Source organism: Aquitalea sp. S1-19 (assembly GCF_024343515.1).
This window is the reverse complement of the sequence record NZ_RJTZ01000009.1, coordinates 21,652-41,934: the sequence shown is the minus strand read 5'-3', so window position 1 is coordinate 41,934 and position 20,283 is coordinate 21,652. Positions and strand designations below refer to the sequence as shown.

The window sequence follows — 20,283 nt, the reverse complement described above, 5'->3', positions numbered from 1 at the left end:
CCGGCTTGCGCGTTAGTGCATCGTCCTTACTGGGCGGCAGAGGCTGCGGGCTTGGCGGGTGCGCCCACCGTCTGCCACTTGCCATCTTTCAACTGGTACAGGGTCACCAAGCCTTGCTTGATATCACCCTTGGCATCAAAGGCGATCGTGCCGGTGACACCGTCAAGCTGGGTTTTAGGCAGTTCTGGCAAATACTTGGCAGGCTCGGCCGAGTCCGCACGCTTCATCGCGCTGATCAGCACACGGGTTGCATCGTAGGTGTACGGTGCATAGGCTTGAACATCGCCTTTGAAACGGGTGTTAAAGCGTTCATTAAAGCTGGCATAGCCTGGCATCACATCTTTGGATGCTCCGGCACTGGAAGAATAAACCCCCTCGGCGGCAGTACCGGCCAGCTTGATAAACTCGGCGGTATTCACGCCGTCAGCCCCCATAAATGCGGCCTTGATGCCGATTTTCTGCATCTGTTTGACCATGGGGCCGGCTTGCGCATCCATGCCGCCATAGAACACCAGATCAGGATTGGCACCTTTGATAGCGGTCAGAATTGCCATGAAATCGCTGGCGCTATTGGTGGTGTATTCGCGCTTAACCACCTTGCCACCTGCAGCTTGCACGGCCTTGGCAAAGTCGTCGGCCAGACCTTGGCCATAAGTCGTACGGTCGTCGATGATGGCAATATTCTTGGCTTTAAGGTCGGCGACAGCGAATTTGGCCAGCGCATCACCTTGCTGGGTATCGTTGGCGATAATGCGGAAGGTGTTGCTATAACCTTGCTGGGTGAACTTGGGGCTGGTTACCGAGGCTGCCACCATGGGCAAGCCGGCATCCGAATAAATGCGCGATGCCGGGATGGTCGCACCGGAAGTCAGGTGACCAACAATGCCGTTTACGCCTGCATCAAGAAAACGCTGGGCAACTTGGGTGGCGGTTTTCGGGTCAGCCTGGTCATCTTCTGACATAACTTCGAAGCGGACTTTTTTTCCGCCTAAAGTCACGCCTTCGGCATTGGCTTCTTCAACGGCCAGAATCACGCCATTGTCGCTATCGCGTCCCCAGTGTGCAAATGGGCCAGTCAGCGGGTTGGCCGAACCAATCTTGACGATCAGTTCGCTTTCAGCAGCAGGCGCCGAGGCGTCCGCACTTTGGGTTTCGCCCCCCTTGCCACAAGCGGCGAGGGTCATGATGGAGGCTGCGATCAGGCTAAGACGGAAGAACTGCATGGGATGCCCTTTATTATGATTTAAAAATACTTTTCCAGGGTCATGCACCAAAAATGCCTTTTGGTCATTCAGGTCGGCAACATACGGATGAGTGTGCTGCCTGTGTACGGTCGACTGGATACAATCGAGATACAGACAATGTCATATTATCGCAGTCAAGCATCCCGTCAAGACCCTATTGGCATTTTATTGTGGGCGTTTTATTTTTTTGCAATGAAAACATCTTGTTGCCGGCTGATACGGGATGCTTTTTGCTCTCGCAAATCCGCGCGGCAATAAAAAAGCGACCCGTGCGGGTCGCTTCTGTTGGATATTTAGCCTTGCTTACTGGGCCGCGCTGGCAGTTGGTGCAGCAGCAGGGGCACCGCCTACCGTGGTCAGTACATCCCATTTGCCGTTCTTGACCTGATACACGGTGACCGAACCGTTGTTAACATCGCCTTGCGGGTCGAACGATACATCGCCGGTCACGCCCTTATGCTGGGTTTTGCCCACTTCCGGCAGGTAGACTTTAGGATCTGTCGAACCGGCGCGTTTCATCGCATCCACCAGCACCATTACAGCATCGTATTCATACGGTGCGTAAATCTGGATTTCCTGACCATTGAAGCGCTTCTTGAACTTTTCGTTGAAAGAAGCAAAACCTGGCAGCTTCTCCTTAGGCTGGCCCGGGCTTGCGGCATACTGGCCTTCCGCCGATTCGCCAGCCAGTTTGACAAACTCTGGGGTCTGCCAGCCGTCACCACCCATCAGCTTGGCTTTGATGCCCAGACGCTGCATCTGCTTGGCCAGCGGGCCGGCTTGTGCATCCATGCCGCCATAGAAGATCACATCAGGCTGCGCGCCCTTGATCGAAGTCAGAATAGCGTTGAAGTCGGTCGCGGTGTTGGTGGTGAATTCGCGCTTGACCACCTGGCCGCCTTTGGCCTTGACCGCGCCTTCGAACTGGTCAGCCAGACCCTGACCGTAAGCGGTACGGTCGTCGATGATCGCGACTTTCTTCGCCTTCAGGCCATCCACGGCAAACTCGCCCAAGGCCTTGCCTTGCTGTACGTCATTGGCAATGACGCGGAAGGTGGTTTTGAAACCCTGTTTGGTGTAGTCGGGGTTGGTCGCAGACGGGGAAATCTGCGGAATACCGGCGTCGGAATAGATCTTGGACGCAGGAATCGTCGTACCCGAGTTCAGGTGACCGACAACACCAACCACACCGGCGTCAACCAGACGCTGGGCAACCTGGGTGCCGATTTTCGGGTCGGCCTGGTCATCTTCGGAGACCAGTTCGAATTTAACCTTCTGACCGCCAATTTCGGTGCCCTGTGCATTCAGGTCTTCGATCGCCAGAATGGCGCCGGCTTCATTATCCTTGCCCAAGTGGGCAATCGGACCGGTCATCGGTGAAACCTGGCCGATCTTGACGACAACTTCACCACTGGCAACCGCTGGAGCCGAAGCATCGGCCGGCGCTTTTTCTTCTTGTTTGCCACATGCAGCCAAGGACATTACGGCTGCTGCAATCAGGCTAAGGCGAGCTACATGGTTCATATTGGTGTTTCCCCTGAGTTAGACTTTTGATCACTGCCGCCACACATGTATGCGCCTGCAGATACCAAATGATTATGATAACGACCTATGGTGCTGTCAATGCCGTTTATCTTTGCTTTTCAAGGGGATAGCACATAAATATATTATTGCGTAGCACCTAATTTTTTTGCCATATTAATGCGCGTTTTTCCTGCTAAATCGTCGTTTCTTTCCCATCCAGGCAGGTTGTGGCAAATAATGTCTGCCAGTGCATCTATCCAGACCGGACTTTCGTTCAGGCATTCGATATAGCGGTACTCGCCACCGCCGGCCATCAGGAAGTCTTCCTTGCCTTCCATGGCGATTTCTTCCAGCGTTTCCAGACAGTCACCGACAAAACCCGGGCATACCACATCGACGCGGCGGGTTGCGGCCTTGCCCAGAGCCTTAAGGGTAGGGGCGGTATAGGGCTGCAGCCATTCGGCACGGCCGAAACGGCTCTGGAAGGTGACGATATAGTCGTCTGCGCCAAGTTCGAGCGCTTCGGCTAGCAGGCGGCCGGTTTTCAGACATTCACAATGATAAGGATCGCCCTTGATCAGCGTAGACTTGGGCACGCCATGAAAACTCATGACCAGCTTGTCCGGCCGGCCATTCTGGCGCCAGTATGAAGATACGCGTTGCGCCAGTGCGGCGATATAGCCGGGGTGGTCATGAAAATGACGCACCGTGCGCACTTCCAGCATATTCCTTTGCTTGAGCAGGGTCGTGAATACGGCATCCAGCGCTGTACCGCTGGATGAGGCCGCATACTGCGGATACAGCGGCACCACCAGCAGGCGGTCGACACCACGCTCGCGCATCTGGCAGATCACGCTTTCAACCGAAGGATTGCCATAGCGCATGGCGTAGTCGACCACCAGATTCTGCTGTCCGCGCTCTCCCAGCAAACCCTTGACCAGCTTGCATTGCTTTTGCGTATGCACCAGTAACGGAGAACCTTCCTGAGTCCAGATGGAGGCGTATTTTTCTGCCGACTTTTTTGGCCGGGTGTTGAGGATGATGCCGTTCAGAATCGGCCACCACAGCAGGCGCGGAATCTCGACCACGCGCGGATCGGACAAAAACTGCTTGAGGTAGGGGCGAACGGCCTTGGTGGTCGGCGCATCAGGCGTGCCCAGATTGATCAGCAGCACACCGGTTTTGGCGCTCTGGTCGTGACGATATGCAGGTTCTGACAGGGAGTGGGTAATCATGGCGATGGCAGTATCAGATGTGAAAAAAGAGGGCATGCCGTGCCTGCCCTTTTGCCGGACAGCGCCACGCCCCGCCGGCCTTTAGTCTTCGCGTGCCGGTACCAGTACCGAACGGTTGCCGTTGGTTTCCATGGCTGATACCAGGCCTGCGGCTTCCATCTGCTCGATCAGGCGCGCCGCGCGGTTGTAACCTATGCGCAAATGGCGCTGCACCGAAGAAATGGAGGCTTTACGGGTCTTGAGCACAATGGCGACGGCGTCGTCGTACAAGGCATCCTGTTCACTGTCGCCGCTGCCGGTGCTGCCGAACTCGCCTCCGTCAGCCCCGGCCTCGCTTTCGCCGGTCAACATGCCTTCAACGTAATCAGGCTCGCCGGTGGTCTTGAGGAATTCGACGACATGATGCACCTCATCATCGGCGACAAAAGCGCCATGCACGCGATTGGGGTAGCCGGTGCCTGGCGGCAAAAACAGCATATCGCCCATACCCAGCAGGCTTTCTGCCCCCATCTGGTCGAGAATGGTGCGGCTATCTATCTTGCTGGAAACCTGAAAAGCCACCCGGGTCGGAATGTTGGCCTTGATTAGGCCGGTAATCACATCCACCGACGGGCGCTGTGTGGCCAGAATCAGGTGGATGCCGGCGGCCCGCGCTTTTTGTGCCAGACGGGCAATCAACTCTTCAATTTTTTTGCCGGCCACCATCATCAGGTCTGCCAGTTCGTCTATCACCACCACGATATGCGGCAGATGTTCCAGCTGCTCGGGGGTTTCCGGCGTCAGCGAAAAGGGGTTGCTTAACTTGGTGCCAGATTTTTCCGCATCCTTTATCTTCTGGTTGTAACCGGCAAGGTTACGCACACCCAGCTTGGACATCAGGCGGTAACGTTTCTCCATCTCGCCCACGCACCAGTTCAAGGCATTGGCCGCATGTTTCATATCGGTGACCACGGGTGCCAGCAGATGTGGGATGTCTTCGTAGATGGACAATTCCAGCATTTTGGGGTCGACCATGATCAGGCGGACTTCCTGCGGTGTCGCCTTATAGAGCAGCGACAAAATCATCGCGTTAATCGCCACCGACTTGCCCGAGCCGGTCGTGCCGGCTACCAGCATATGCGGCATTTTGGCCAGATCCGCCACCACTGGCTGGCCGGAAATATCCTTGCCCATGGCCATGATCAGCTTGGAGGAGGTGTTCTGGTAGACATCGGCTCCGATAATCTCGGACAGGCGCACAATCTGGCGTTTAGGGTTGGGCAGTTCCAGCCCCATATAGGTCTTGCCCGGAATGGTTTCGACCACGCGTATCGACACCAGCGACAAGGCACGTGCCAGATCCTTCATCAGATTGACGATTTGCGCGCCTTTTACACCAACGGCCGGTTCGATCTCGTAACGGGTAATGACCGGCCCCGGATAGGCAGCAATGACTTTGACTTCGACACCAAAGTCAGCCAGTTTGCGCTCGATCAGGCGCGAGTTGAACTCCACCGTCTCGGCCGAAACCGGTTCCTGCCGACTCTTGGGTGCTTCCAGCAAGGCAAGCCCGGGCAACTCCCCGTGTGCACCCGCTGAAAACAGCGAAGGCTGTAGCGGCCGGGCTTGAGGGGGGGCGGGGACGGGGGGCGGTGTTTCGCTCTGCGCCATCTCCAGCACGGGTGGCTCGGTGACCAACGTAGGGACGGCGGGTGCACGTGGCGCAGGCGAGGGTGAAGCAGCACTGACCGGCGATGGCGCACGGGCAGGTTGAGGCGCACTGTGATCCACGCCAGTCAACTGGGTGGCCAATTGGGGCTCGGCTTTGCGGGAGGCTTGACGGCGACTTAAGCTTGCTTGTTGCGCCAATAGCCATTGCCATAGCCGTAAAGCCGCTTTTTCCAAGCCAGTGCCGACCTTTTCGGATAGTTCCAGCCAGGACAAACCAGTCGAGAGGGAAACGCCCGCGGCAAACAACACCACCAGCAGCAAACCGCCGCCGGTCAGGCCCAGTGCATGACTGAGCCCACCGCCTATCAGCTTGCCGAACAGGCCGCCACCGGCCAGCGGCAATGCAAGCTCCTTGCCTTCCAATAGCATGGCCTCAAGGCCGGCACTACCCAGCATCAGCAGGCTAAAGCCGCCGATAGCCGCGCCCGCAACCGGTGTCGCCACCGCCTTGCTGGCGGAGAGCTTACGATAGCCCCAGACGATGCCGCATAAACAAAACGGTACCAGCCACCACGCGCTATAGCCCCAGAGGTAGAGCAGAATATCGGATAGCCAGGCACCAAAGGCACCGCCATAGTTTTGCAGTGTGTTTGATTCGGTGCTGTGCGACCAGGAAGGGTCCGCCGGCGAGTAGCTCGCCAGCGCTATCACCAGATACACGGCGGCGGCGGCCATCAGCAGCCACCACGCTTCGCGTAGCAAGCCGGTCAGATGGGGAGGTAAGGGGGTATTCTGGTTTTTAACAGCTGCTTTACGCTTGAGGAGACGCATCTTCCAATAATCATGTTTCGTTTATGGAAGCAATTATAACGGCAAGTTGCATCTCAGCGAGGATAGAGTGCACCTAGCACCCGTGCACCGCTTGCGCCGGTCACTTCGGGCAGGCTGCCGTTTTGCCGGCATATCAGCTGCCTGGCTAGCCAGGCAAAGGCTGCAGCCTCCACCTGATGCACAGGCAAGCCTAGAGTAGCGGTGTCGCTAACTGACACAGCAGGCAACAAAGCAACCAGTCGCTGACGTAAAACCCGGTTGAACGCACCGCCACCACACAGATAAAGTTCGCGGCTGGCCGGCGCATGCTTTAAACAGGCCTCTGCAATCGTAACAGCAGTCAGTTCCAGCAAGGTCGCTTGCACATCAACCGCAAGGGTGGGGTGTTTGGCCAGCAGCGCATCCAGCCAGTCAAGATCAAACAGATCACGTCCGGTGCTTTTCGGAATAGGCGCCGCGAAATAGGGTTCTGCCAGCATCGCCGCCAGCAAGGCAGGACTCACCTTGCCCTGCGCCGCCCAAGCGCCATCCTGATCGTAAGTAAGATCCTGATGGCGGCGTATCCAGGCATCCATCAGCATATTGCCGGGGCCGCAGTCAAAACCGACGACCGCTTCGCCCGGCGTCAGGCGTGTCAAGTTGCTGATGCCGCCAATATTGACAATGGCGCGTGCCTTATCTGGGTCGGCAAACAGTTGCTGGTGAAAAGCGGGAACCAGAGGCGCCCCCTGGCCACCAGCCGCAATATCGCGGCTGCGAAAATCACCGGCCACATCAATCCCGGTGAGCTCGGCCAGAAGGGCCAGATTGCCGATTTGCAGGGTATAGCCGGCTTGCGGGGCATGACGTATGGTCTGGCCATGGCAACCAATGGCACAAATAGCATCCGGCGTCAGTTGCAGGGCCTTTAGCAAGCCATTCACAGCCTCGGCATAGTAGCCAGCCAATACGCAACCCAGCCGCGCAGCGCGATCCAGCTCGTTTGCACCAGCAGGCTGCAAAGACAGGACTTGCGCCCTCACTTCAAGCGGATAAGGCAGGAAAAAATCCGCCTGTACCGCAAGCCCGCCTTGGGCATCGAAGGCCACCAGCACCGCATCGACGCCATCCAGGCTGGTACCCGACATCAGACCGATAAAGCGTTCATTCATATACAGGCTTGTCCTTGACCCGGGGCTTAATCAAGCTGGGCGACATTGACCGGCAAGCTGCGCAGCAGCTTGAGGTTCGCCGCCAGTTGGCTGCTGTCGCGCTTAAATGTCTGGCGCTGGGCCGCATTCAGGCCGCGGGCAGGCAAGGTGGTGGTGGACGGATTGACGGTCTGCCCGGCGATCATTACTTCCATATGCAGGTGCGGGCCAGTCGAACGGCCGGTGCTGCCCACATAGCCGATTACATCGCCCGCCTTGATCTGCTGGCCTGCGCGCAAGCCTTGGGCAAAGCGGCTCATATGGGCATATAGCGTGGTAATTTTCTGGCTGTGAGACAGTTTGACTACATTGCCGTAGCCACTTTGCCGCTCGACGCTCAGTACACGTGCATCGGAAGGCGCATAGATAGGCGTGCCGCTGCCGGCTGCGTAATCGATTCCCTTATGCATGCGCATGCGCTTGAGTATGGGGTGAAAGCGGAAGCCGTAGCCCGAGCTGATGCGGGCATTCTTGACTGCCTGTACCGAAAAGCCTTTTTTCAGGGGCAAGCCCTGCGCATCAAAATAGGCACCGGATTCATTATCGAAAGCAAAGTAGAAGGCCTGATGGCTGACGCCGCCCTTGATGATCTCGACTGCCTCGATGTTGCCGGTGGAGATGGGCATGCCGTTAAACAGCAAAGTCTGGTACACCAGATTAATCTTGTCATCGCGGCTCAAGGCATCAAGGTCGAACTGGTCGGCAAAAATGTCGGCCAGTTGTGCCCGAACCTCGACCGGCACGCCAGCCTGAGCCAGTGCGCCGGTCGCGCTGGTCCTGACCGAGGCTGAGCGTATGGTCTGTATCGTCTCGGTTGGCAGCGGGTCAGCGCTGGCCTGCCACACACCATTGATCTGCTCCAATAGCACCAGCACCTGTTCGCCGTTTTCATCGTCATTCAAAAAGCGCAGGGTATAAAGATCGCCATTGTCGTTAGTCTGCACCGACAAGGTGGCGCCGGCTTTCAGCTTGAGCAAATCCTTGGACAGGGGGCTGGAGTAGAGGAACTTGCGCGCTTCGCCATCCTGAATGCCCAGGCGGCTCAGCACATGACCCAAGGTGTCACCGCGTTGCATCTGGGCTTCACGCCAGTAGGGCGTCTTATCTACGCTGGCGCGCTTGAACTCAGGCAGGCTTAAACGCTCGCTAACCTGCTCAACGGTAATACTCTGTTCGGTGCTATTGCCTGGGCCCGCCGCAACGGCAACGGTGGTAACGATGCCAAATAGCGGTAATGCAGCCGCAGCGCCCATCCATGCCAATTTGTGGCTGATGAAAAAACGGGTCAATTTTTGCGGTAAAGCGCGCAGTTTGTGATAATCCATGTTTTGCATTTCCGTGCGCCAAGCGCTGTCATCTCTGGCTGGCAGCCTGTCTTGCGGCAGCCTGCACGTATCAAAGCGGGTCATGCTATCAAAAAAATAATTTATTCGAAAGCCTAATACCTATTTAAAACAATGGGATGGCGATTTTTCCTGTCCGAAGCAGGTTTTATTTAGGTTCGAAACCCCCGCGTTTGTTAACTTATCAATCTCCGCCTGAATAGCTGATGACCTCATGAAACTGACCCTGTTGATCCCTTCGCTATTTTGGCCAGACCGTCATGATGCGCTCGAAGTCCTGAGCGGCCTGAGCCTGTCTGCGCTCTCTTCATTGCTTGGCGCATCCAGGCGCACAGCAGCAAGTAAGGCTCTCTCCAGCATTCAGGCCACGCGTGCCGGCCTGTCTTCGCTCGCCCCTGCGCGCTGGCTAGCCGGTGCTTATGGACTGGACTCGGCATCGGGGCACTGGCTGCTGGCTGACCCGGCGCATCTCAGGGTGAATCGCGACCGCGCCCATCTGGCTGATTCCGGCATCATGAATTTGACGCAAAACGAAGCCGATGCTTTATTGATTAGCTTGAATGCGCTACTGCAGGAAGACGGAATGCGCCTCTACGCGCCCCATCCGGCGCGCTGGTTCCTGCAAATGCCGGTGCCTGCCGCTGCCTCATTTACCCCTTTGGCAGATGCCATCGGTGAAGATATCAATCGCCTGCTGCCTAGCGGCGAAAAAGGGCTGATCTGGTGCCGTTTATTGAATGAGTTGCAGATGTTGCTGCATGCCCACCCGGTGAATGACGCACGCGAAGCGCGGGGGGAGCCTGCGCTGAACAGCCTGTGGCTATGGGGCGAGGGCGATGATCAGGAGCCGGTGTTTAATGATCTTGACCAGTTGTTTAGCGATGACGTGTTGATGCAGGCCATGGCCAGCCATGCAGCCATGCCTTGCGATGCAGTGCCTTACAGCTGGTCTGCCTTGCTGGATGTGTGCACCAAGGATAGGGTTGAAGTCCATCTGGAGCGCCTGCTAGCCCCCGCCCGTTATCGCGACGCATGGGGTTGGCGCGAAGCCATACAGCAACTTGAAGCCGACTGGTTTGCGCCGCTATGGGCCGCACTGCGCTCGGGGCAACTGTCTGAACTGAAGCTGATAACGGATGGCCCCAGTGGCTTCGAGGCGCATTTAAGCCGGGCCGACATCTGGAAATTCTGGCGCCGGCCATGTGCGTTAGAAAAACTTCTGAACGATAACTAAAGAGCAAACCAAGGCAAGCATGTCGATCATTCTGACCCGTACGCCATCGCCGGAGGCGAGCAACACGCTAAGCGCCTCAGGCATCCACCCCGTATTGTCACGCCTGTATGCCGCCCGTGGCATCAGCCAGCGCACGGAGCTGGATTACAGCCTGAAAGCCTTGTTGCCTTATCGTTTGCTTAAGAATATTGACGCGATGGCTGAACGCCTGGCCGATGCCATTTTGCGTAAAGAAAAGCTGCTGATTGTGGCCGATTACGATGCAGACGGCGCAACCGCCTGTGCCGTCGCGGTTAAGGGCTTGGCCGCGCTGGGTGCGGTGGTTGATTTTATCGTTCCCAACCGCTTTGAATACGGCTACGGGCTCTCGCCCGAGATTGTCGCGCTGGCCGCCCAGCTTAGCCCGGACATTATCATCACCGTCGATAACGGCATTGCCAGCGTGGACGGGGTAGAGGAAGCGAAAAAGTGCGGCATCGAGGTTTTGGTGACCGATCACCACTTGCCCGGCGATGCGCTGCCGGATGCGTTGATTGTTAACCCCAATCAACCGGGCTGCGAATTTCCATCCAAAAACCTGGCCGGCGTCGGGGTGATGTTTTATGTACTGATGGCGTTGCGTGCGCGCATGCGCGAGCGTGGCGATTTTACCGCGGGCAATGAACCTAATTTGGCCGAACTGCTCGACTATGTCGCCTTGGGCACGGTGTCCGACGTGGTCCGGCTGGATCAGAATAATCGCATTCTGGTCGAAAATGGCCTCAAGCGTATGCGGGCCGGGCGCATGGCGCCCGGCATTTCTGCCCTGTTTCGCGTGGCGGGGCGGGCGTCACACAAGGCGACAACTTTCGATCTGGGCTTTACGCTGGGGCCACGGCTGAATGCCGCCGGCCGTCTGGATGATATGAGTGTCGGCATAGCCTGCCTCTTGTCTCCTGACGACGAGCAGGCTGCGCGCCTGGCTGGTGAGCTGGATCATTTGAACCGAGAACGGCGCACGATAGAAGCTGGCATGCAGGAAGAGGCACTGGCCGGCCTGTCGGCCATCGACCCGGCAGATCGCTACACCTTGGCCTTATATCGTGATGACTGGCATCAGGGTGTAGTCGGCATTGTAGCGTCGCGACTGAAAGAGCGTTTTCATCGGCCTACCATTGTATTTGCCCCCGGTGACGCGGGCCAGATCAAGGGTTCGGGGCGCTCCATTGCCGGCTTTCACTTGCGCGATGCGTTGGATCTGGTATTCAAACGCCCCCCGGGTTTGATCCTCAAGTTTGGCGGCCACGCCATGGCGGCAGGACTGACCCTGGACGAGGCGAGGCTGGATGAGTTTACTCAGGCCTTCGAAACTGTGGCGCATGAATTGCTGGAAGCCTCCCAGCTGACGCGCCAGATAGAAACCGACGGCAGCTTGCCGCTGGACTGTCTGGATCTGGATTTTGCCGAGCAACTGGGTGCGCTGGTGTGGGGGCAGGGCTTTCCTGCGCCGGCGTTTTGCGACCGGTTTCGGGTGCTGAGCCAGCGTGTACTGGGTGGAAAGCACCTGAAACTCAGGCTATGGAAAGAGGGCGCCGAATTCGACGCCATGTATTTCAACCATGCCGACTGGCTGGCTGATGAGATCGAGGCCGTGTACCAGATTGTGGCGAATGAGTGGCAAGGGCGCAAAGAGCTGCAGATTTACCTGCAGCATATCGCCTGAAGGTCAATCACTGGGCAAGGCTTTACGCGCCTTGCCCTTGGGGCTGGCCTGCTTGTCATTCTGGTTCATCCGGTTCAGGCGGCGCCTGATTTCATCCGACTCCATCCAGATATCCTCACCGCGCAAAATGCGCGACAACTCGCTCACCGTCAAAAAAGGCTTGCAGATATTCTGCATGACCTTCTCGAACCATTTACCGATGGCAAACACCTGAGCTTGCTGCTCGTTGCCTTTGCCGATTAGGGCCGAGGTGTAGTTGTGAAACATCAGCTGGCAGTTGTCGTGCACGATCAATTCGTCTCCGACCAGAAACAGAAGTGCGCCCATTGAATAGGCACGCGCCTCCAGGATGGTGACCACACGCGCACGCGTCGCCAGCAGATTGTTGATGATCTGCAAACCGGTATCAAAGTCTCCACCCGGCGTGTTCAGATGCAAGAAGATCACATCGTTCTCGGTGGCGGTTCTCAGCGCGTAAAACATCTCGCTGTAATGGCAAGGCTCTACGATTTCGCCTGACAGGTAGTAGGATATTTGCCGCAGCGTAATCTGGCTTTCGAAGCGCTGGTAGGCGACCACCGCGGATGCCTCCGGCTCGTCTTCCGTGTTTTCAGGCAGGGGGGGGCTGTGTTTTTTCGGCATAACACTCTCCGGCAAAGTCGGACGCCAGTCCATAAAGCGCAACGACGGGTTCATCTTTACGCCCGCTTGCAGCTACGCCAGAGCCATCTTTAAACGACACGCTGGCAAGTGAGCTGTTTTTAGCATGCTATGTGAACGACTGCACAATCCGCCTGATAAAAAACTTGACCAGACAGAGTGTGTGCCGTATAAACGCCGTTGCAGGATTTTCAAGCAGCAGAACCATAGCGACATCGTAATGTTCCATGCTCTATTCCTTGATCGTCATGCATAGGGGCAATCGCCCGCTTTTTTAAAAAATCTTAAAGGAATTCATTATGGAAACCGGTACCGTTAAGTGGTTCAACGACGCTAAAGGCTTTGGCTTCATCACTCCTGATGCAGGCGGCAACGATCTGTTCGCCCACTTCTCCGAAATTCGTGCCAGCGGCTTCAAGTCCCTGCAAGAAGGCCAGAAAGTAAGCTACGAGTCCGGCATGGGCCAAAAAGGCCCACAGGCAACCAACATCCAGCCGCTGTAATTCAGCCCTGCTTGTTGCCTAAAAAGCCCCGCCTGGCGGGGCTTTTTTACGTCTGTTCTTTGTTTTTTGGTCGAATTATTTATTACAAACCCACACAAAATATCCATTTGTTTTTACAATCGGAGCTTAACTGCGGACGTGGGCAACAGACCCGCATATGAATAGCTGAAAGACGTCGCGTGAGCATCAAGCAAAGCCAGAGCCCTGTCCGTTTAACATTTCCGGCAGGGTACGCATTCTTATGAAGGTCGGAACACATATTGCCGCTGGCGCCTGTAGCGGCGTAGGTGCGGCCTTGTTATTGAAGTCACCACTGACTGCCACCATGCTGTTGCTGGTGGGCGGCATGCTAGGCTCTTTGCTGCCGGATATTGATCACCCGCAAAGCTGGTTGGGACGGCGTTTACGCCTGATTTCCACCCCCGTTTCCATGGTCTTCGGACACCGGGGCATCACCCATAGTCTGCTGGCGCTGGCAGGTGTTTTCTATCTCAGTGTAATGTGCCTGAATGCCGATGGCCCTTACCATGACTTATGGATGCCTTTGGCCTTAGGCTTATGCGTGGGCTATGCCTCGCATATTATCGGTGACTGGTTGACGCCCTATGGCGTACCCTTGCTCTGGCCAATCAAACACCGCTTCCGAGCGCCGGTAACTTTTTTCAACGGCAAATTCATTGAGACAGTCATGATGACCGGGCTATGGTTTGGCGCGGGCTTTCTTATGGCAAAATCAACCGGTTCGTTCTGAGAGTTAATGATGAGCCAGCGCACGGCCCCCATTCCTGCACGCCATGGCGTCACCCCCAGTTTTCTGCAACTGCCCGCAGGCGACTGGCCCGATTTATTCAGCTTTCTGCTTGCACGCTTTGCACATATTCCCGCCAAAACATGGCGTTCACGCCTGGAGAAGGGTGAGGTATTTGACCATCTGGGCCGGCCGCATTCCCTTGCCAGCCCTTATCCGGCCAATCGCCGCATCTGGTATTACCGCGAAGCCGAACAGGAAGTGGTCGTGCCATTCGAGGCCGACATCCTCTACCGCGATACGCGCCTGGTCGTGGCGGACAAACCGCACTTCTTAGCCTGCATTCCGGGTGGACGCCATGTCCAGCAAACCCTGCTGACCCGCCTGCGTAGCCAGCTGGATCTGCCTGCGCTCACGCCCATCCACCGTCTGGACAGGGAAACCGCCGGCGTCATGCTGTTTTGTGCCGATCCGGCCTGCCGCGCCGGTTACCAGATGCTATTCCAGAGCCGGCAGGTGCAGAAGGAATACGAAGCCATTGCCCGTTTTGATCAAAGCCTCGTTTTGCCGCGTACCCATCAAAGCCTGTTGCGTGAAGAGCCCGGCGGATTTGTCATGCGTGAGATAGCGGGCACACCCAATAGTGAAACCCGTATTGAACTTCTGGCGCAGCATGGCCGCTGGGGACGCTACCGCTTGCTGCCACACACCGGGCGCAAGCACCAGTTGCGCGCGCACTTAGCCGCACTGGGCATCCCCATACGCAATGACCCGTGGTATCCCTGCTTGCTGGACGACAAGGCAGCAGACGACTTTTCTGCCCCCTTGCAGCTTTTGGCTCGAGCCATCAGTTTTACTGACCCCTATAGCGGCAAGACTCAACGCTTCACCAGTGCACGCCGGCTTGACTGGCCGGATGCCGACTAAGCGGTCAAAGGGGAGATATATGGTTCGCGTACGCTTTTTCCGCCCCCCGCAAAATGAGGCATTTGCCTGCGTGGAGGCAGTGCAGGGAACCTTGCTACTGGATGTGGCTCGTACCCACGGCTTGCCTCTACACTGGCGCTGCGGTCAGGGCACTTGCGGCACCTGCCGCATTTTGCTGGCGCACACAAAGCAACCGGCGCTTTTCACGCCCAGCGCCCGCGAGCGCAATGTGCTTAAACGCTTTGGCTTTGCGGCGAGCACCGAGCTTGCCTGGCCGGACAGGCCCGACACCTGGCGACTGGCTTGCCATGTGTCGGTTGGCAGCGAAGATCTGGATATACACCTGCCCGAAACCTGACCTGCACGCTTTCAGGCAAGCACCTCGTCACATCCGAATCAAGCCCTCTGCCGCTGGCGCACAAGATACGCCAGCATTACCAGCGAAAACCATACGGCAAAATTCGGAATAAGCCGCCTAAGCGGCATGCGCCCAGCCCTGCCATGGCAGTTAACGCAGGCGTAGTCGCCAAAGGCGTGGCGCACAGAAAGATAGATAAGGGGCCGAATTTCGCGGCAGACGCAGCCGGCACGCTCATCGGATGGGCCGACACAAAATAAAAAACATAAAAGGCTAGCGCAGCATGGCTGCGTATCAGAATGGCAAGGCTGCGAATTTCATCGCACCCTAAAGTTTAAAGAGCCGGACACAGCCGGCTCTTTAAATACTTACATACTGGCCTTGACCTTGGCCCAGCTGGACTTGATCTTGCTCCAGAAAGTCGCCTTGGGTGCCTGCTGGCACTCCTGAATCACCAAAGGCACAATTTTTTCGATACCCGCAGTATCCATCACCGCATCTACCGGTTTGTCCTTCTTATTAAAACCCTCAGCAAAGTAGATGGCCTTGGGCTGAAAGCTTTCATCCAGCGCGAGGAAATCTTCGCAGGTCCACTTGCTGACCGGCTTTTTGGTGGCATCTGCAGCCATGGCCATGCTGCTGCAAAGGGCCAGTGCGCCCAGAAAGATGACTTTTTTCATCGACTACTCCTGATTCGGGTTAATGCCGCTTATTGCGGTTTGCTACAACTGCTGCCTTGTGCCTGCACGGGCAGCGCCTGAGATTTGGCAAGACAAAAACAGTATGGCAAACAATCGGAAAATTGCCGTTATTGGCAATAAGTCTTGGCATTAGCTAAACCATAAGGATGCTCTCATTCACTTTGGTAGTACCCGTGGCACCTTTCTGTCCTCCCATCGCACAGTTTGGCGCGAGCCAGAATAGGCTAGGCATAAGTTCCGGCCTGCTTAGCTTATCGCACTGCGGGGTGCGCACATGATGCCTTCTGCTCATGAAGCACCACCTGTCAACGGCGACGATACGCTGGGCGGCATTGTGCCGCTGGCACTATTGGCCATTGCGTCAGGCATTCTGATCGGCCTTGTCGGCGGCAGCTTCAGGCTGGGCGTCATGCATGTTTCGCAATGGATGAGCGCGGCTTACGCCGCCTTGCATGCCTTGCCCGGCTGGACCGGGTTTGCCGGTGTGGCATTTTTGTCGTTATTACTCACTGCCTTGCCCTTGTATCTGGTATTGCGCTTTGCGCCGGAGGCTGCCGGTAGCGGCATCCAGCGCGTCGAGGCGGTGTGGCAAGGCGAGGTTGAGCCGGACAGCAATAAAGCCTTTTTGCCGGTCAAGTTTTTTGGCGGCATGCTGGCGCTGGCTTCTGGTCACGCGCTGGGACGGGAAGGGCCGGTGGTACAGATGGGTTCAGCCATCGGATCCTATATCGGGCGCTATCTGAAATTGCCATCCAGCGATCAGCGCAGCCTGATCGCTGCCAGCGCCGGTGCAGGTCTGGCGGTCGCATTTAGCGCCCCCCTGGGTGGCTTGCTGTTTACGCTGGAGGAGCTGACCCGTAGCGCCAACGCGCGCCTGGTCATCGCCGGCATGATTACCTGCGCAGTGGGCGTACCGGTGGCGCAATTTTTGGTCGGGATGGAGCCGGTATTCAAGATGGCGCAGCCGGTCGAGCCGCGCCTGCTGTCCTTGCCGCTCTATCTGCTGTTCGGCATCGCCATCGGTCTGCTGGGTTTTGTCTACAACCGGCTTATTCTTCTGACGCTCACGCAGATGGCGCGCCTTGCCCCCTGGTTGCGGGTATTGCTGTCGGCCTTGGTGCTGGCACTGGTGGTGTGGTATCTGCCTTTTATCGCCGGTAATGGCGAGGCACTTAACCAGGTGGTCCTGGATGGCACGCTCGGTGGCAGCGCCTTGCTGCTTTTGCTGATCAGCCGCTTTTTGTTCGGCCCGTTCAGTTACGGCATCGGCCTGCCCGGCGGTTTATTTGCCCCCATGCTGGCGCTGGGGGCGGTAGCCGGTGCCTTGTTCGGTCTGGCCGGCAATGCCATGTTGCCGACACTGGGGCTGAATGTGCCGTCCTGCGCCGTCGTCGGCATGGCGGCGCTGTTTTCCGCCTCGGTACGCGCACCACTCACCGGCATCGTATTGATTATCGAAATGACCGGCGCCAGCTCGCTGACCCTGCCTTTGCTATTGGCCTGCCTGCCTGCCGCCATTGTGCCGTTCTGGCTGGGCGACCTGCCCATCTACGAGGCTTTGCGCCTGCGTATGTTGCAAAGCGCAACTGATACTAGCGGCCAGCGTTCACTGAACTAACCACGCTTTTCAGAAAAACAAGGGGAAGAGCAGTGATAACGGCACTGGACGTCATGTGGGTGGGCTTGGGCGGTGGCTTAGGGTCCTTGCTACGCTGGCGTGTCGGCACACTGGTAGGTGAGCGCTATCATGGCGATTTTCCGCTGGCCACTTTTTTGATCAACACCAGCGGGGCTTTTGTCATCGCCTATCTGTCGGTGCTGTTTGCGGTTGACTGGCGCGACCGCTTAGGCACAACGATCAACGCAGGTGTTCTGACCGGTGCACTAGGCGGATTTACCACGTTTAGCAGCATGCAACTGGATGCGGTCAAGCTATCGGATGGTGGCAAGGGGAAGCTTGCCGCTGCGTATCTGCTGGGTTCGACCTTTGCCGGTCTGGCCGCCGCCATATTCGGTGCCTGGCTTGCCTTGCTACAGCGTTAGGGAAGGTCATGGCCAATCTGATTATTCTGATCTTTGTCGGTGGCGCTTTTGGTGCGATGTGCCGTGAATTCATCATGCTGCTGGTGCCTGCGCTCGCAAACGGCTTCCCCTTGGATATTTTCATCGCCAATATGTTGGCATGCTTCTTAATGGGGCTATCGAGCAGCTTGTACCAGAGAGTAAGGATTCATCACCATGTCCACACCATGATAGGCACCGGCATTATGGGCGGCATGTCGACCTTCTCCAGCTTTGTCTACGGCACAGCCGAAGCCATGAAAACACCCGGCGAGTTTGCGATGGCGCTGGGCTATGTCGCAGCAAGTTTGCTCGTCGGTTTTTGCTTGTTACAAGCTGGGGTGTGGCTGGTAAAAAAGACTGTTGATTGACGCTGAAAACGGCAGGCGGGAAGGGCGCAATCGGAAGTACTTTGCACCTGCAAAAAAGTGAGCCGCTACGTGCCGCCCGCGTTAACAGCCATCCTGCCCGCTGTCTTTCTGCTAAACTTCGCGCCTTTTTCCCGCTTCCTATGGCCAAACTGTTTTTCCGCCATGCCGCGATGAATAGCGGCAAAAGCACACAGCTATTGCAAATCGCGCACAATTACGAATATCAGGGGCGGCGGGTGAGCCTGTTTACCGCAGCCATTGACGGGCGTTTCGGTGTCGGGCAGATCTCTTCCCGCTTGGGCGTGTCGCGTAGCGCGGCGGTATTTGACACCACCACCCATTTTGATGCGCAGATGGTTGGGGCTGTCGATTGCGTGCTGATAGACGAAGCCCAGTTTTTAGCGCCGGATCAGGTGCGCCAGTTGCACCGTCTGGCCCATGTCCATGATATTCCGGTGATCGCCTTCGGCCTGCGTTCGGATTTTCGCGGCGAACCGTTTCCCGGTGCGGCCTGGCTATTGGCGCTGGCCGAAGACATCGAAGAAATCAAGACCATCTGTCTGTGCGGACGCAAGGCCACCATGCATCTGCGGGTCGACGCCAGCGGCCAGCGCCTGAATCAAGGCCCGCAAGTGGAAATAGGCGATGCTGATCGTTACCGCTCGGTGTGTGCGCGCTGTTTTTATGCAGGCTAAGGCCTGACGGCTGGCGCAGGCCTTAGCCTGCGCTTAGAATCCACGCAATTTGGCGCCGGCCGCTTGTCCTTTGCCCTGTACCGCACAAAGCTTTCCTTTTGAATTTATTGCCTTAACGAGACCCATGACCGACTCCATCACCCCTGGCACTGTTGCCGACTATCCGACTGTCTACTGGAACGAGGCAGGTGAAGAGCGCTCGGCGCGCTGGCGTTCGGAAGCCGGCCTGCCGCCACCCAAGCGCGTCATGGTCGTCGATGACACCTTGAACGCCGATGCAGCCTACAAGCTGGCCTGTGAAGGCACCACGCTCTTGTGGCGCGGCGACTACCAAAATGCGCGCCAGCTCTTGCAAGCACTGGTGCGCCGGGTGGACCGCAAGCCGGCCAAGCGCGGGGCTACACCCAGCGAGGCGTTTCATTTGCATCGCCAGGCCCAGGGGCGCCGGGCGCGGGTGTTGTCCATGCTGCTATTGCCACTGGATGCGGCTTACGGTATTCCCTTGCGCCGTGCGCCGGATGTGGTCGCGGCCTGCACCGAAGCGTATGGCGAGGCCGATGGTGCATCGCTGGTTTCGCTGCGCGAACTGTTGGGGCTGATCGGCGCGCATGAATGGCGCAAGAAGGGGGTGGAGGTCAAAGCGCTGGGGGCACGCATTCATCCGCATTACGGCGTATTTGCCCCGATACGCGGCGAGTATGTCGATCTGGTGGCCAGGGCACCATTGCCGGATACGACGCGGGCTTTCGATATTGGCACCGGCAGCGGCGTATTGGCTGCCGTATTGGCCAGGCGCGGTGTGGCACAAGTTGTCGCCACCGACCAGGACGCCCGGGCGCTTGCCTGTGCTGCTGAAAACCTGCAACGCCTGGGTCTGGATGCACAAGTCACGCTGCAGCAGGCCGACCTGTTTCCCGAAGGACAAGCTTCCCTGATCGTCTGCAACCCGCCATGGCTGCCGGCCAAGCCCACCTCGCCGGTTGAATACGCGGTGTATGACCCGGACAGCCGCATGTTGCGCGGTTTTCTGGACGCACTGGCGGCACATTTGACGCCCAAGGGCGAGGGCTGGCTGATTATGTCGGATCTGGCCGAACACTTGGGCCTGCGTAGCCGCGAAGCATTGCTGGGCTGGATAGCCGAAGCGGGTTTAGTGGTGCTGGGCCGGCTGGATGTCAGGCCGACTCACAAAAAATCACTGGAAGTCGTGGATGCGCTGCACGAGGCGCGCATGGCCGAGGTCACCAGCTTATGGCGCTTGGGTCGCGCCGGACAAACGGGAGTTTGACGCAAGTCACAAGCGATC

Annotated in this window: 19 protein-coding genes; 11 read left to right on the top strand and 8 right to left on the bottom strand. The window is 57.3% G+C overall.

The features are described from left to right. Window positions 1–26: 26 nt before the first annotated feature. From EGI20_RS02610 to EGI20_RS02585, 6 genes are all read right to left on the bottom strand, one after another. Window positions 27–1,223, bottom strand: coding sequence for a branched-chain amino acid ABC transporter substrate-binding protein (locus EGI20_RS02610; protein WP_498629391.1), 1,197 nt, complete (start codon window positions 1,221–1,223; stop codon window positions 27–29). A gap of 324 nt (window positions 1,224–1,547) precedes the next feature. After that, complete coding sequence (locus EGI20_RS02605) at window positions 1,548–2,768, bottom strand: branched-chain amino acid ABC transporter substrate-binding protein (protein ID WP_160796966.1); 1,221 nt, start codon at window positions 2,766–2,768, stop codon at window positions 1,548–1,550. A gap of 143 nt (window positions 2,769–2,911) precedes the next feature. Then, window positions 2,912–4,039, bottom strand: a complete 1,128-nt coding sequence (gene hemH, locus EGI20_RS02600) for a ferrochelatase (RefSeq protein WP_498629390.1) — start codon at window positions 4,037–4,039, stop codon at window positions 2,912–2,914. A 45-nt stretch (window positions 4,040–4,084) separates the two neighbouring features. Then, window positions 4,085–6,484 (bottom strand): DNA translocase FtsK, encoded by a 2,400-nt coding sequence (locus EGI20_RS02595; protein WP_498629388.1) that lies wholly within the window; start codon window positions 6,482–6,484, stop codon window positions 4,085–4,087. A gap of 53 nt (window positions 6,485–6,537) precedes the next feature. Further along, window positions 6,538–7,635, bottom strand: a complete 1,098-nt coding sequence (locus tag EGI20_RS02590) for an anhydro-N-acetylmuramic acid kinase (protein ID WP_498629386.1) — start codon at window positions 7,633–7,635, stop codon at window positions 6,538–6,540. Between the two features lie 26 nt (window positions 7,636–7,661). Further along, on the bottom strand, window positions 7,662–8,999 hold the full coding sequence (locus EGI20_RS02585) for a M23 family metallopeptidase (RefSeq protein ID WP_498629384.1): 1,338 nt from the start codon (window positions 8,997–8,999) through the stop codon (window positions 7,662–7,664). A gap of 232 nt (window positions 9,000–9,231) precedes the next feature. Here EGI20_RS02585 and EGI20_RS02580 point away from each other — a divergent pair, with 232 nt between their 5' ends. Beyond that, a complete protein-coding gene (locus EGI20_RS02580; RefSeq protein ID WP_498629382.1) occupies window positions 9,232–10,251 on the top strand; it encodes a hypothetical protein in 1,020 nt (339 codons plus the stop codon). A 19-nt stretch (window positions 10,252–10,270) separates the two neighbouring features. Further along, window positions 10,271–11,953 (top strand): single-stranded-DNA-specific exonuclease RecJ, encoded by a 1,683-nt coding sequence (recJ, locus tag EGI20_RS02575; RefSeq protein WP_498629380.1) that lies wholly within the window; start codon window positions 10,271–10,273, stop codon window positions 11,951–11,953. A gap of 3 nt (window positions 11,954–11,956) precedes the next feature. On the opposite strand, the gene EGI20_RS02570 is transcribed toward recJ, so the two are convergent. Beyond that, window positions 11,957–12,649 carry a Clp protease ClpP gene (locus EGI20_RS02570; RefSeq protein WP_498629378.1) on the bottom strand — a complete coding sequence of 231 codons (693 nt, stop codon included), beginning with the start codon at window positions 12,647–12,649 and terminating at the stop codon, window positions 11,957–11,959. A 263-nt stretch (window positions 12,650–12,912) separates the two neighbouring features. Between EGI20_RS02570 and EGI20_RS02565 the strand changes: the two genes are divergently transcribed. From EGI20_RS02565 to EGI20_RS02550, 4 genes are all read left to right on the top strand, one after another. Continuing rightward, entirely contained in the window at window positions 12,913–13,116 is a 204-nt protein-coding gene (locus tag EGI20_RS02565; RefSeq protein ID WP_124733979.1) for a cold-shock protein, read from the top strand. Between the two features lie 241 nt (window positions 13,117–13,357). Next, window positions 13,358–13,867 (top strand): metal-dependent hydrolase, encoded by a 510-nt coding sequence (locus EGI20_RS02560; protein WP_498629376.1) that lies wholly within the window; start codon window positions 13,358–13,360, stop codon window positions 13,865–13,867. Window positions 13,868–13,876: 9 nt separating this feature from the next. Next, window positions 13,877–14,791, top strand: coding sequence for a pseudouridine synthase (locus tag EGI20_RS02555; protein ID WP_498629374.1), 915 nt, complete (start codon window positions 13,877–13,879; stop codon window positions 14,789–14,791). Window positions 14,792–14,810: 19 nt separating this feature from the next. Beyond that, a complete protein-coding gene (locus EGI20_RS02550; protein ID WP_498629373.1) occupies window positions 14,811–15,149 on the top strand; it encodes a 2Fe-2S iron-sulfur cluster-binding protein in 339 nt (112 codons plus the stop codon). Between the two features lie 368 nt (window positions 15,150–15,517). Here the strand turns inward: EGI20_RS02550 and hdeA are convergent, their stop codons facing one another. Then, the gene (gene hdeA, locus EGI20_RS02545; RefSeq protein ID WP_498629371.1) at window positions 15,518–15,829 is read right to left on the bottom strand and encodes an acid-activated periplasmic chaperone HdeA; all 312 of its coding nucleotides are present in this window, start codon (window positions 15,827–15,829) and stop codon (window positions 15,518–15,520) included. Window positions 15,830–16,124: 295 nt separating this feature from the next. Between hdeA and EGI20_RS02540 the strand changes: the two genes are divergently transcribed. The 5 genes from EGI20_RS02540 (at window position 16,125) to EGI20_RS02520 (ending at window position 20,265) form a co-directional block, all read left to right on the top strand. Next, window positions 16,125–17,468, top strand: coding sequence for a ClC family H(+)/Cl(-) exchange transporter (locus EGI20_RS02540; protein ID WP_498629369.1), 1,344 nt, complete (start codon window positions 16,125–16,127; stop codon window positions 17,466–17,468). Window positions 17,469–17,500: 32 nt separating this feature from the next. Continuing rightward, entirely contained in the window at window positions 17,501–17,893 is a 393-nt protein-coding gene (locus tag EGI20_RS02535) for a fluoride efflux transporter FluC (RefSeq protein WP_498629367.1), read from the top strand. 8 nt (window positions 17,894–17,901) lie between these two features. Then, window positions 17,902–18,282 carry a fluoride efflux transporter CrcB gene (crcB, locus tag EGI20_RS02530; RefSeq protein ID WP_498629366.1) on the top strand — a complete coding sequence of 127 codons (381 nt, stop codon included), beginning with the start codon at window positions 17,902–17,904 and terminating at the stop codon, window positions 18,280–18,282. A gap of 140 nt (window positions 18,283–18,422) precedes the next feature. Continuing rightward, window positions 18,423–18,977 carry a thymidine kinase gene (locus tag EGI20_RS02525; RefSeq protein WP_498629364.1) on the top strand — a complete coding sequence of 185 codons (555 nt, stop codon included), beginning with the start codon at window positions 18,423–18,425 and terminating at the stop codon, window positions 18,975–18,977. Between the two features lie 124 nt (window positions 18,978–19,101). Then, window positions 19,102–20,265, top strand: coding sequence for a methyltransferase (locus tag EGI20_RS02520; protein WP_498629362.1), 1,164 nt, complete (start codon window positions 19,102–19,104; stop codon window positions 20,263–20,265). The last annotated feature ends 18 nt before the right edge of the window (window positions 20,266–20,283 follow it).

What these genes read in the sequence shown, in the direction of transcription:
- EGI20_RS02610 (WP_498629391.1), bottom strand. Translation starts at nt 1,223, where the DNA reads ATGCAGTTCTTCCGTCTTAGCCTGATCGCAGCCTCCATCATGACCCTC.
- EGI20_RS02590 (WP_498629386.1), bottom strand. Translation starts at nt 7,635, where the DNA reads ATGAATGAACGCTTTATCGGTCTGATGTCGGGTACCAGCCTGGATGGC.
- EGI20_RS02570 (WP_498629378.1), bottom strand. Translation starts at nt 12,649, where the DNA reads ATGAACCCGTCGTTGCGCTTTATGGACTGGCGTCCGACTTTGCCGGAG.
- EGI20_RS02560 (WP_498629376.1), top strand. Translation starts at nt 13,358, where the DNA reads ATGAAGGTCGGAACACATATTGCCGCTGGCGCCTGTAGCGGCGTAGGT.
- EGI20_RS02555 (WP_498629374.1), top strand. Translation starts at nt 13,877, where the DNA reads ATGAGCCAGCGCACGGCCCCCATTCCTGCACGCCATGGCGTCACCCCC.
- EGI20_RS02540 (WP_498629369.1), top strand. Translation starts at nt 16,125, where the DNA reads ATGATGCCTTCTGCTCATGAAGCACCACCTGTCAACGGCGACGATACG.
- recJ (WP_498629380.1), top strand. Translation starts at nt 10,271, where the DNA reads ATGTCGATCATTCTGACCCGTACGCCATCGCCGGAGGCGAGCAACACG.
- EGI20_RS02585 (WP_498629384.1), bottom strand. Translation starts at nt 8,999, where the DNA reads ATGGATTATCACAAACTGCGCGCTTTACCGCAAAAATTGACCCGTTTT.
- EGI20_RS02550 (WP_498629373.1), top strand. Translation starts at nt 14,811, where the DNA reads ATGGTTCGCGTACGCTTTTTCCGCCCCCCGCAAAATGAGGCATTTGCC.
- hdeA (WP_498629371.1), bottom strand. Translation starts at nt 15,829, where the DNA reads ATGAAAAAAGTCATCTTTCTGGGCGCACTGGCCCTTTGCAGCAGCATG.
- hemH (WP_498629390.1), bottom strand. Translation starts at nt 4,039, where the DNA reads ATGCCCTCTTTTTTCACATCTGATACTGCCATCGCCATGATTACCCAC.
- EGI20_RS02595 (WP_498629388.1), bottom strand. Translation starts at nt 6,484, where the DNA reads ATGCGTCTCCTCAAGCGTAAAGCAGCTGTTAAAAACCAGAATACCCCC.
- crcB (WP_498629366.1), top strand. Translation starts at nt 17,902, where the DNA reads ATGGCCAATCTGATTATTCTGATCTTTGTCGGTGGCGCTTTTGGTGCG.
- EGI20_RS02525 (WP_498629364.1), top strand. Translation starts at nt 18,423, where the DNA reads ATGGCCAAACTGTTTTTCCGCCATGCCGCGATGAATAGCGGCAAAAGC.
- EGI20_RS02605 (WP_160796966.1), bottom strand. Translation starts at nt 2,768, where the DNA reads ATGAACCATGTAGCTCGCCTTAGCCTGATTGCAGCAGCCGTAATGTCC.
- EGI20_RS02520 (WP_498629362.1), top strand. Translation starts at nt 19,102, where the DNA reads ATGACCGACTCCATCACCCCTGGCACTGTTGCCGACTATCCGACTGTC.
- EGI20_RS02580 (WP_498629382.1), top strand. Translation starts at nt 9,232, where the DNA reads ATGAAACTGACCCTGTTGATCCCTTCGCTATTTTGGCCAGACCGTCAT.
- EGI20_RS02565 (WP_124733979.1), top strand. Translation starts at nt 12,913, where the DNA reads ATGGAAACCGGTACCGTTAAGTGGTTCAACGACGCTAAAGGCTTTGGC.